The 11,556-nt window shown below is 50.7% G+C and carries 10 protein-coding genes; 8 read left to right on the top strand and 2 right to left on the bottom strand.

Annotated elements, in window-relative coordinates; translation table 11 throughout:
* The first annotated feature begins 110 nt into the window (after positions 1-110).
* The 7 genes from GWG06_RS22045 (at position 111) to GWG06_RS22015 (ending at position 7,426) form a co-directional block, all read left to right on the top strand.
* Positions 111-404 (top strand): hypothetical protein, encoded by a 294-nt coding sequence (locus GWG06_RS22045; protein WP_127036250.1) that lies wholly within the window; start codon positions 111-113, stop codon positions 402-404.
* A gap of 95 nt (positions 405-499) precedes the next feature.
* The gene (locus tag GWG06_RS22040; protein WP_160716036.1) at positions 500-1,642 is read left to right on the top strand and encodes a TlpA disulfide reductase family protein; all 1,143 of its coding nucleotides are present in this window, start codon (positions 500-502) and stop codon (positions 1,640-1,642) included.
* Positions 1,643-1,672: 30 nt separating this feature from the next.
* Positions 1,673-3,019 carry a glycosyltransferase family 25 protein gene (locus tag GWG06_RS30625; RefSeq protein WP_235938484.1) on the top strand — a complete coding sequence of 449 codons (1,347 nt, stop codon included), beginning with the start codon at positions 1,673-1,675 and terminating at the stop codon, positions 3,017-3,019.
* A gap of 5 nt (positions 3,020-3,024) precedes the next feature.
* Positions 3,025-4,671 (top strand): glycosyltransferase family 32 protein, encoded by a 1,647-nt coding sequence (locus GWG06_RS22030; RefSeq protein ID WP_160716034.1) that lies wholly within the window; start codon positions 3,025-3,027, stop codon positions 4,669-4,671.
* 10 nt (positions 4,672-4,681) lie between these two features.
* Positions 4,682-5,809, top strand: a complete 1,128-nt coding sequence (locus GWG06_RS22025) for an alpha-mannosyltransferase (protein ID WP_160716032.1) — start codon at positions 4,682-4,684, stop codon at positions 5,807-5,809.
* A 15-nt stretch (positions 5,810-5,824) separates the two neighbouring features.
* Positions 5,825-6,769, top strand: a complete 945-nt coding sequence (locus GWG06_RS22020) for an FkbM family methyltransferase (protein ID WP_160716030.1) — start codon at positions 5,825-5,827, stop codon at positions 6,767-6,769.
* Positions 6,770-6,943: 174 nt separating this feature from the next.
* A complete protein-coding gene (locus tag GWG06_RS22015) occupies positions 6,944-7,426 on the top strand; it encodes a GNAT family N-acetyltransferase (protein WP_127036240.1) in 483 nt (160 codons plus the stop codon).
* A 97-nt stretch (positions 7,427-7,523) separates the two neighbouring features.
* Here the strand turns inward: GWG06_RS22015 and GWG06_RS22010 are convergent, their stop codons facing one another.
* Both GWG06_RS22010 and GWG06_RS22005 read right to left on the bottom strand, forming a co-directional pair.
* Entirely contained in the window at positions 7,524-9,038 is a 1,515-nt protein-coding gene (locus GWG06_RS22010; protein WP_127036238.1) for a sigma 54-interacting transcriptional regulator, read from the bottom strand.
* Positions 9,039-9,059: 21 nt separating this feature from the next.
* Positions 9,060-10,154 carry a vWA domain-containing protein gene (locus tag GWG06_RS22005; RefSeq protein WP_127036236.1) on the bottom strand — a complete coding sequence of 365 codons (1,095 nt, stop codon included), beginning with the start codon at positions 10,152-10,154 and terminating at the stop codon, positions 9,060-9,062.
* 166 nt (positions 10,155-10,320) lie between these two features.
* On the opposite strand from GWG06_RS22005, the gene GWG06_RS22000 reads away from it, so the two are divergent.
* A complete protein-coding gene (locus GWG06_RS22000; RefSeq protein WP_127036234.1) occupies positions 10,321-11,166 on the top strand; it encodes a sugar phosphate isomerase/epimerase family protein in 846 nt (281 codons plus the stop codon).
* The last annotated feature ends 390 nt before the right edge of the window (positions 11,167-11,556 follow it).

Here is an 11,556-nt window from a genome sequence, read left to right as displayed (position 1 = left end):
CTTGCCAGCGGGCTGTAACCGGTAAGTAGCGCTGCTTCCGGAAGGACTGCCTGTTGTATATATCCCTGCCTGTGCAAGCAGGCCGAGTATTAACTATTAAAGCTTAAAGCATGAAAAAATTAAAATTAAAAGCGCTGGAACTCGGCGCAAAGGAAGTGCTTTCCCGCGATCAGCTGAAAAAAGTACTGGGCGGATTTACTGCTGCCGGCTGTTCTGTAACCATTACCTGCAGCAACGGTGAAAATAAATCCTGCTCCTGCCAGTCCGGCACCTGCTCTTCTTCTTCCACCGGCGTGAGCTGCGATTGCGATCTGCCGGGCGGTTCCAACGGTTCCGGTCCGGGCGTTATTGTCAGCCTCAGCTGCGGCAGCGGTTCTGGCGGCAGCAGCACCGGCTCCAACTAATGATGATGTATGTACCCGCAGTTTTGATTATATTATGATGTAATTGAGTCTGACGGACATCCGGCAGATGCTGCCGGCATTAAATGTTAACTGATATGTTTGTACCTTTCTCATCTTCCCGCAAATATATACTCACAGGCTTTCTGCTCTGCGCGTTACATTTAGTGGCCGGCAGTATAACTGCCCAGTACCGCTATGTTGCCGGCGGTAAACTCACCGGCGGCGCCGGGCATACCCTGTATCTCTCCCCCGATACCTATATACCGAATACGGCTAAACGATTATTGGATTCTGTGGTCATCGGGAATGATGAACAGTTCCGCTTTGCGGGCAACAGCCGCTACGCCGGACTGTACAGCATCTTTATCCGCGGACAGCAGCCGTTCCTGGTTTTTTTCCTGGATACGGTACCTGTTTCCATTGCCGGCGATGCAGCAGCCGTTTACCGCAGTAAGGTCAGCGGCGGAGAAGACCAGCAGCTGATTTACCATTTTGCTGCCATGGACGAAGGCATACAGCAGCAGCTGGAAAACAGCCTGCTCCAGGCGCAAAGGGCACAGCGGAAAAATGATAGTATCGCATTGCGGAGATATACCGCAGTCATAGATTCCCTGAACAGGATCAGGGCCAGGCAGACCACCACTTTCATGGTGCAACACCCGGCAGCGTTTCAGACATTTCAGAGCATAGAATTGTTCCTGGGCAACCTGGTACCGTATGATACCGCCGGTAAATACCTGGCGGCCATGCCGGCCAGATTCGCCGCCAATCCGGTTTTTGAGCGGCTGGCACGCCAGGTGGCCGGCCATATGAAAATGGTGCCAGGTGTTGTTATACCGGAAATTATGCTGCCGGATACCAGCGCCAGGCTCGTCAGCTTTAAGAAGCTGCGAGCTGCCAGTAAGTATATCCTGATTGATTTCTGGGCCAGCTGGTGCGCGCCGTGCCGCGCCAATAGCCCTGCCCTGCAGGCTTTGTACCGTCAGTATAAACCACTGCAGCTGGAGATAGCAGGTATCTCCCTGGATGAAAATAAAAACAGCTGGAAGGAAATCATACAGCAGGAGCAGATGCCCGGTGTACAGCTCTCAGACCTCAAAGGTATGAATGGCCGCTATCCGCAGCTGTTCGGTATACGGAGCATTCCGGCGTATCTGCTGATAGATGCCTCCGGAAGGCTGCTGCTGAAAACAAATAAACTGCAGGATGTATCAGAGAAACTCCGGCAGCTCTATTGATTCTTTTTACTAATCTTCTAAACCCGGAATATGAATACCGTTTGTGAAACAGCGACTATACCTGTTTATGTGATTAACCTGCCGGAAAGAACAGACCGGAAGGCGCATATCCTGGAACAGTTTGCTCCCTACCGGGAGTTTGCGCCGGTGATTACAGCTGCCTGCCGCCATGAAAGAGGCGCCACCGGCCTGTGGAACAGCATCTGTAACATAGTGGCCACCGCCGTTGAAAAGGAGGAAGACGTAATCATTATTTGTGAAGATGATCATCAGTTTACAGAACATTATACAGCCGGCAGCATAACAGCGGCTATTGCAGAAGCCCGGAAGCTCAATGCAGATGTACTGCTTGGCGGAGCCAGCTGGTTTTATGATATCCTGCAGGTAAATGAACGCTTCTTCTGGACCAAAAACTTTACCGGCACACAATTCGTTGTTTTATTCAGGGAAACGTTTACGCCTATACTGGAAGCTGATTTAACAGAACAGGAAACGGCCGACAAGAAATTATGCCAGCTGTTTGATAATATCCTGCTCATGTATCCCTTTATTTCCATACAGCAGGAATTCGGTTACTCTGATGCCACAGATGCCAACAACAAAGAGGGCCGCGTATTAGAGCTTTTCCGGAATGCCATGGAAGGTATCGATCGCCTGCGCAGCATCGGTGCGCATTATAGAAATCTGCCGCCCCCGGAAGACGAGCTGCCCGACCTGTATAGTATCACCATTCCTACCTATGTGATCAATCTGCCGGAAAGAACGGAAAGACTCGCGCACATCACGCAACAATTTGAAAACCGGCCTGAGTTCGATGTGACCATTATAGAAGCCTGTCGCCATGAAGTAGGCGCGCTGGGATTGTTTCAGAGCATGCGTAAAATAATTGAACTCGCCATGGAGCGGGATGATGATGTGATTATCATTTGTGAAGATGACCATGAATTTACTCCGGACTACTCACGGGAATATTTACTGAAGAATATCATCGAAGCCCATTACCAGGGCGTGGATATACTATCCGGCGGCAGCGGTAAGATAGACCAGGCAGTGCCGGTAACTGAAAACCGTTACTGGGTGGCGTTATGCCTTTCTACGCAGTTCATTGTTGTTTACCGCAGCTTTTTTCAACGGATCCTGGATGAACCATTCGACCGTACCGTTATTGCAGATCAGCTGTTTTCCACGATGACGGGCAATAAGATGGTCTTGTATCCCTTTGTATCTCAGCAGAAGGATTTCGGCTACTCTGATGTGACCCCGGTGCATAATGAGCGCCAGGGGCTGGTGCAGCGCATGTTTGCAGAAACTGCCGCCCGGCTGGATGTTATCCGGCAGGTGTACACGCATTATCAATCCGGCGCCCACCTCATCTGAAGCCTATGTATGAACAACTGATTACATTGCTCGAGGCTGCGCGGCAACGGCAGGAAGAAAGCTATCCCGGCTTATCCTGCGGCGATATGGGCATCTCCCTGGTATATGCGTTGCTGGCAAAAGGCACGGGACGGGATACCTGGAGCAACAACAGCAGCCGGTTGCTGCATCACGTGCTGGAACAGGCTGCCGCCCTGGAAGATATTTCCTTTGATACCGGCTTGTCCGGCATCGGCTGGGGAGTGGCGTGGCTGGCACAACAGGGGCAATCGCCATTTACAGATACAGATACGCTGTTAGCGGATGTGGACGAATACCTGCTACTGCAGCCGGAAGGAGAAACTACCGTTTCAGACATCCGGCGGCATCTTTATTTCCTGCAGCGTTTAACCGGGCAGCATCCGGAGAACAGCCGGCTGATGGCAGCTATGGCAGCACAGTCGGTACAGCTGATGCTACGTGCAGAGGAGCAGCTGGCAGGCGGCAGACCGCTGCAGCTGCAGGAGCTGGCGGCCTTCCTGCAATGCCTGACACAGCTTCCTGAAGACCTGCGTGCCAGCCTGCCGGCAGATAGTATGCATCGTATATCCGATGCCGTTATATCCACCATCAGTATCACCTCAGATCCCTGGCGGAAAGCTTATCTCGCCCTGTTGTTACATGCAGCCGGGGAACGCGTGGAGCAGTCTTCCCGGCTGCCTCAATACCGCGTGTATGTTGCCGCCTGTCTGGAAGCCACCGGTCACAGCCTGGCGGAGGCCGATAATGCCCGGCTGCTGCTGCAGCTGAAAGTGAGTGCCCTGTTATATGCGGCGGCGCCACAACCCGCCTTACGCGTATATGCGTTGACGATAGTACACGAATTATCCGGAAGGACGCTGCGCGCAGGGTTGTACGACGGCTATGCCGGCGTGCTGGCAGCTTATACCTGCCTGGAACAGCCTTCGCTGCTGCGTAACTGGCATTCCCTGATATGGGCAGACATTACCGTGAGCCACGTGCCGGCGGTGATCCACCTGATTGTAGGACCGGGCACCAATGCCCTGATTGACCGTTGTCTCCAATCATGGCGCCGGTTGCAGGAACACGGCTACACGGTAAGGATATGGAATGATGCGCTGATAGCAGCTTTCCTGGAGGAATACTACCCCTTCGCCACCGCAGCGTTTAGCCATGCCCGTAACCACGGCGAAGCATCAGACATAGCCCGGTATCTTATCGTACATGCTTTTGGCGGCTGCTATATGGACTGGGACATAGAGCTGTTGCTGCCTGATGCTTTCCGGGACCTGACAGGCCGTTATCCGTATGGTTTTCTCATTATAGATCCTGTCAACGATACGCTGGCCTCGGAAGCCTTTGCCGCCGGTAAGGGAGAGCCTTACCTGTTAAGCCTGGCAGAAGATATAGTCGCTATCTATAACAGTGGCCGGCGCGATACCATGCTGACACCGCAGTACTCCGGTCCCTACCGGATGCGCGATTCCCTGCAGCTGCACCGCAACTCCCGGCAGACGCAGGTACCGGTGAAGGAAATGTTTGTATACGATTACGCAGAGATCAGGACCATGCCGGAACGTACCGTCACCGTACCACTCATTCACTACTGGCTGCACACCTGGATGAAACCAGCATCGCCGCAGCCGGTATAAGATTTATGCCATGAGTAATTTTGAACAGAACGGATTCAGGACTATCCGCTATGACGTATCCGCTTCGCTGATAAAGGACCTGCGCAGCGATCTGAAAGCATTTACAGCGGATATTCCGCCCTGTCCCGGCACTTTTGAAGGCCGTGGTATTGTAATGTGTATCGGCGGTTTCAGCTACTATACCTGCGGGCTTATCGCCATACGGATGCTGCGGCAATCAGGCTGTATGCTGCCGGTGGAGGTATGGTACAAGGGGAATGAGTTGTCTGCAGAGGTGATGGCAGAGCTCAGCAGTTATGAGGTGCGCTGCTGTGATTTCAATAGCATTCCGCATACCGGCTTGTCCGGTGTGGCGCTGAAGCCGCTGGCAATCCTGCATAGCCGTTTCCGGGAGGTCTTCTTCCTGGATGCAGATAACATCTGCCTGAAAGATCCGGCAGCATTTTTTTTATGGCCTGCCTATCAGGAGCATGGCGCGGTGTTCTGGCCTGACTACTGGAAAACGCCGGCAGATAACCCCATCTGGAAAATCATCCGGCGGCCGTATGCCGACCAGCATGAACAGGAGAGCGGGCAGCTGCTGGTGGACAAGGAGCGTTGCTGGAGAGAGCTGCAGGTATGTGTATACCTGAACCGGCTGGGCCATATCTATCACAAGCTGTTGTTTGGTGATAAGGATACCTTCCGGTTTGCGTGGATGGCGCTGAAGTCGCCGTTTTATATGATCCCGTCGCCCGTTATTCCCTGCGGATATATGGATGACGGCTGTTTCCTGGGAACCACCATGGTACAGCATGATCCGGAGGGAGGGATGCTGCTGCTGCACCGCAACCTGCTGAAATGGGATATTACCACGCCGCAGGAGCGCTCCTGGATGGTGCTGAAACGTTTCAGGGATGGGGCGCAGCAACGGAGGTATGTACTGGGGCGGTCCGCGAAAGGACATCAGTACATAGACCTGGAAGGGGATGTATATACGGAGGATACGCCACCGGTCTTCCGGGAAGCGGAAGAGAGCTGTCTGACGCATCTGGCAGATATCCGCAGTTCTCCCGCCTATATCCGCTTTGCCATGCATACCTATTTCGCTTCAAAAAGATATGCCGGGGGAGAAGCATTCAGTCTTGTTTCCTGGTGATAAAAAACAAATCAGATGTCAGCAGAACATATCATAGAGCACCCCGGAGGGCTGGCTGCAGAAGATGCGGCTGTAATAGAAAATGTATTGAACTATTACCTGTCCTGTAACGAAGAGCTGAAGGAAGTCCTGCGCCGCCATGCGGCTGATCCGCTGCAACGTATGGCAGGCATTGGTTTCCTGACAAGGAAATTATTAGGGCCGCTGACGAAGGCCGTGGTTACCGCAACGGCGGAGGGATTGTTTGCCAGCGATCCGGAAGATTACGGCGTAGGGTGGGAGCTGCGGGAAAACGGGGCTTTCGGTACTGCGCAGCTGGAAACCTATTCCGCTTTACTGCCACCGGCGGCGAAGGTGCTGGTAATAGGCGCGCACATCGGTACGCTGGCCATACCGCTGTCGCACAGATGTGCTTATGTAGCAGCCATAGAAGCCAATCCGGACACGTATTCCCTGCTGGAGATGAATGTACGGCTGAATAATGTTCAAAACTGTGATACTTTTCACATCGCCGCCAACGATAAGGCAGAAGCATTACCGTTTCTGCTCAGCAGGGCCAATTCAGGCGGCAGTAAGCGCCGGCCGCAGCATAGCCGTTCCGAGTATGATTACGATGATCCGGAAGAGATAACGGTAACGGGTATACCACTGGATGATTTCTTTACCCGGCGTGATTTTGACCTGATACTGATGGATATAGAAGGGTCGGAATATTTTGCCCTGAAAGGCATGCAGGACATCCTGCAGCATGCGCGTACGCTGGTCACTGAATTTTTGCCGCATCACCTGCGGCATGTGAGTGCGGTGGGTGTAGATGAGCTGCTGGCGCAGATTCCGGATTTCCGTACGCTGACGGTGCCATCGCTGCAGCGGCAGGTCACTGCAGCGGAATTCGCTCCGCTGCTGCACTATATGTATGATAATAACCTGGGAGATGAAGGGATCATTTTTGAGCGGTAAAAAAGAGGGAATGTTACCTTTAAAATAATATTTGTACGGTGTCTGCAGTATGAAGTAAATATCGTAAATTGCTTATCCCGCAAAAGTTTGGGGCGTGCCCGGCAGTCAGAGGAAACTGAGGCATTACCTATTCCGGAAAACTTTTGCGTTCACAGATAATCAAATTAGTGTGGAATGACAGAGATCTTAAAAGTAACCGCAACAGACACCGGAAGCCTTGAACAGGTAAAGCAGCTTTTCAGAGAATACGCCAACTGGTTAAGTGTTGACCTAAGCTTTCAACAGTTTGAAGATGAAATGACACATTTGCCCGGACCTTACGCCGCCCCTGCCGGAGCCTTGTTTCTGGCTAAGGTAGACGGACAGGTGGCAGGTTGTGTGGCTGTCCGCTCTTTCGACAACACCACCGCAGAAATGAAACGCCTGTTTGTAAAGGATGCGTTCAAAGGACACGGTGTTGGCAAAGCCCTGGCGGCAAAAGCTATCGAAGAAAGCAAAGCCTTGGGCTACAGGCGTATTCTGCTGGATACGCTGGCGCATATGAAACCGGCTATCGAGTTATACACTTCCCTGGGATTTGAACCGATAGCGGCGTATTATGACAATCCGCTCAGCAGTGCCGTTTATCTCTCGCTGGTATTAGACGACCGCGAATAATACGGCTGCAGTAAGAAACAGTATTTATAAAACAAATCCGGCATCTGCCTCAACAGATGCCGGATAAATAAAATTGTTGTGTTATCCCCCGTGACCCTTATTCAAAATCTTCCTCTTCTTCCGGCTCATCATTGCCCATACTGAAATTCATCATGGTGCCTAACAGATCGCTGAAACGTGTTTCATTTTCAGCTACCTTTTTACTGATGAGGGAATAGGATGCAAGACCGTGCAGCACAAACTCCATGAGCAGCAGGGCTTCCCGTTTATTGGTCTGCGGAAAGCGGGCTTTCACCAGGTCATTCAGTCCTTCTACTTTGTGGAGGGTGGTTTCGTATTGCTTATCATTGATATCTTGCAGCAACTGCAGGGAGTTGCCCTTGTCGAACCACTGAATAACGCTGCGGTAAGGATTTTCCAGCGGGCCTCCCGGTTGTTTTTTCTTTTTGAAGGAATCAGGATTCGGGAAGTAGGAGGCGAAGAGGGTGCGGATGGATTTATCCAGCAGGTTGTGCGCCACCTGCAGCGGACCTTCCTGTTCGCCTTCGTATACCAGTTCTATTTTACCGGTGATAGCGGGTATGATAGACTGCAGGTCCGCTATGCGTACATGCGTTTCTTTTTCCTTATTGATAATGGCACGACGTTCGCCGGAGCTCACCGCATTTTCATAGGCGGCGATAGTAAGGCGTGCCGACACGCCGCTTTTCTTGTCTACGTATTCGCTGCTGCGCGCTTCAAATGCCACCTGTTCAATCAGGCGCTTCACCATATCAGAGATCGACACTTTGGCCTGTTGTTCTTCGTGGATATCCGCTTCCTGTTCCGTAATGAGCAGGGAGTTTTCCACGCTTTTCGGGTAGTGGGTAATGATCTGGCTTTCTATCCTGTCTTTCAGCGGTGTTACAATAGAGCCGCGGTTCGTATAGTCTTCCGGGTTAGCGGTAAACACGAAGAGAATATCCAGTGGCATTCTTACTTTAAAGCCCCTGATCTGGATATCGCCTTCCTGCAGGATATTGAACAGCGCCACCTGGATACGCGCCTGCAGATCAGGAAGTTCATTGATGACGAAGATACCGCGGTTGGAGCGGGGGATGATACCAAAGTGAATGGCTCTTTCATCGGCGTAGCTGAGTTTCATGTTGGCTGCCTTGATGGGATCTATATCTCCCACGAGATCGGCTACCGATACATCCGGCGTTGCCAGTTTCTCGCCATAGCGTTCCGTGCGGTGCAGCCAGGCGATAGGTGTTTTGTCGCCCTTCTCTGCGATGAGGTCGCGGGCGTAGCGGGACAGCGGATTAAACGGATCATCGTTTACTTCCGAGCCTTCCACCACGGGGATGTATTCATCCAGCAGGTCCGTCATCTGGCGGGCCATGCGCGTTTTAGCCTGTCCGCGTAATCCGAGGAAGAGTATGTTGTGTCTTGACAGCAGGGCTCTTTCCGTATCCGGAATAACGGTGTCTTCATAACCAACGATACCGGGAAAGGTTGCTTCTTTCTGTTGTAATTTTCTGACCAGGTTACGTCTGATTTCTTCTTTTACAGAAACGGGTGTATAGCCGCTTTTTTTCAGCTCGCCTAATGTTTTTATGCTTGTATCCATGAGTAATATGCTAGTTGCGGATTAAAAGAGTTTTCTCTTGCCATTTTCGAAATCGTAGAAAAGGAATTGTCCGAGTTTGTCGGTGCCGGAGAAGAAGGCTTTCCCGTTATTGGTTTCGGTAAATTCCGTTACAAACTTCTGCAGCCACGGATCGGAGGCGACCATGAAGGTGGTGATCGGTATTTTCAGTTTTTTACACTGCGCCGCGAGGTTGAGGGTGCGGTTCAGTATTTTTCTGTCCAGTCCGAAACTGTTTTTATAGTAGTCCTTTCCTATCTTGAGGCAGGTTGGTTTCCCGTCGGTAATCATGAAAATCTGCTTGTTGGGATTGCGTCTGCGCCGCAGCAGGTCCATCGCCAGTTCCAGGCCGGCAACGGTATTGGTATGATAAGGCCCGACCTGCAGGTAGGGCAGGTCTTTGATCTCTATCTGCCAGGCGTCGTTACCGAAAACGATGATGTCCAGCGTATCCTTCGGATACCGGGTAATGATGAGTTCACTCAGCGCCATGGCCACTTTTTTGGCGGGTGTGATCCTGTCTTCCCCATATAAAATCATGGAATGGGAGATATCAATCATCAGCGCGGTAGAGGTCTGGGTTTTATAGTCCGTTTCCTTGATTTCCAGGTCATCCTGGCTGATGGAGAAGCTGTCAATACCATGATTGATCTGGGCATTGCGGATGGAAGCGGTAATATCCAGCTGGTCCACGCCATCGCCGAATTCGAAGGGACGTGTTTCTGCATTCAGCTCATCACCGATGCCTGATTTACGGATATTATGGTTACCGGTGGCCGATTTTTTCAGTTTCCCGAATATCTCTTCCAGCGCACTCTTGCGGATGGTCTGCTCCGTTTTGGAGGTCATCTCTGTCTTGCCGCTCTCTTCGTTATCCCGCAGGTATCCTTTTTCTTTCATCTCCCGTATAAAATCTCCCACGCCATAATCGTTACTGGTAAGGCCAAATTCCTTATCCAGCTCAGTGAGCCATTGCAGGGCTTCTGTAACATCTCCACTGGTGTAGGTGAGTAGTTGGGTGAAAAGGTCCAGCAGTTTCTTGAAGGGCGGCTTAGTGTTTTCATCCGGATTGAACCGGGAAAATATTATTCCTCTCATAGCACATGTTCTGAAATAAAATTAAGCAAAAACCGGGATTAATGTAATTATATAAAAGAGCAGCCCGTTTATACAATGTTTCCGGGGCTTTCTGCGTTGTTTTTTACAAATTATCTTGCATTTTAACCTGAAAGCTATTACTTTCAATCATCAAAAAAATATCTATATGAAAAAACTGAGAAATGCATTTATGCTGGCTGGCGGTTTGGCAGTTGCCTTATTTGCAACTTCTGCCCGTGGCCAGGCCAGAGCAGATGCATTGGGCTGGAAACTGGGCGCACAGGCATGGACCTTTAACCACTTTACGCTGGCGGAAGCCCTGGACAAAATGGACAGCTGCGGCATCCAGTACGTGGAAGCATATCCCGGTCAGGTTATTGGTGGTGGTATCGAAGGTAAATTCGATTATCATATGTCGCCCGATAAACAGGAACAGGTGAAAGGGCTGTTTAAAAAGAAACACAAAGTGCTGATGGCATTCGGCGTAGTAGTGCCGGGGTCTGAAGCGGAATGGAGAATGCTGTTCGATTTCGCCAACCGCATGGGTATCCAGAGCATCACCAGCGAACCACAACCGCAGTACCTGGACCTGATCTCTTCCCTGTGCGATAAATACAATATCAGACTCGCTATCCACGATCATCCGAAACCAAGCCCTTACTGGCACCCCGACAGCGTGCTGAAAGCAATCCAGGGCAGAAGTAAACTGATGGGCGCCTGCGCTGATATCGGCCACTGGGTACGTTCCGGCCTCGATCCCATTGCCTGCATCAAACAGCTGAACGGCCGCATCGTAAGTCTGCACTTCAAGGACCTGAATGATAAATCCATGGACTCCCACGACGTAGTATGGGGTAACGGGGTTTGCCAGATCCCGCAGGTGCTGGAAACGCTGAAAGAGCAGAAATTCAAGGGGCTGTTCTCTGCAGAATATGAACACAACTGGGATTTCAACGTTCCGGAAGTAAAAGAAAGCGCGAAGTTCTGGAAACAGATGGTGAGCAACCTGTAATCATTTGGTTATTTGGTTATTTGGTTATTTGGTTATTTGAGATTTGGTTATTTAAATGCAGCGGAGACGGACTTTGTGTGGATGAGCGTTAAATACTGAAGATACTGACGTGCATGCACGTTTATAGGCGGTGGAAATTTACGTGTAGGGATACACGTGAGTTTCCACCGCTTTTTTATTGGAAATATCCGTATTGATTATCAAAGGTTGGCAAGCTCCGCCTTTTCTTGATATATAATTGTTAATTATTATTTAAAATTTATAATATATATTGCAACTGGTTTTGCGATGACTGTTAATTACCGAAAGAGAAGCTTAGGACGATCCCGATACACATACAAGTAACGCTCTATTATACCCTGTACCCTATATGCCTATGAATGCATTTTA

The sequence above is a fragment of the Chitinophaga solisilvae genome (assembly GCF_009928525.1).
GTDB lineage: Bacteria > Bacteroidota > Bacteroidia > Chitinophagales > Chitinophagaceae > Chitinophaga > Chitinophaga solisilvae.
This window is presented reverse-complemented; position numbering and strand designations above follow the sequence as displayed.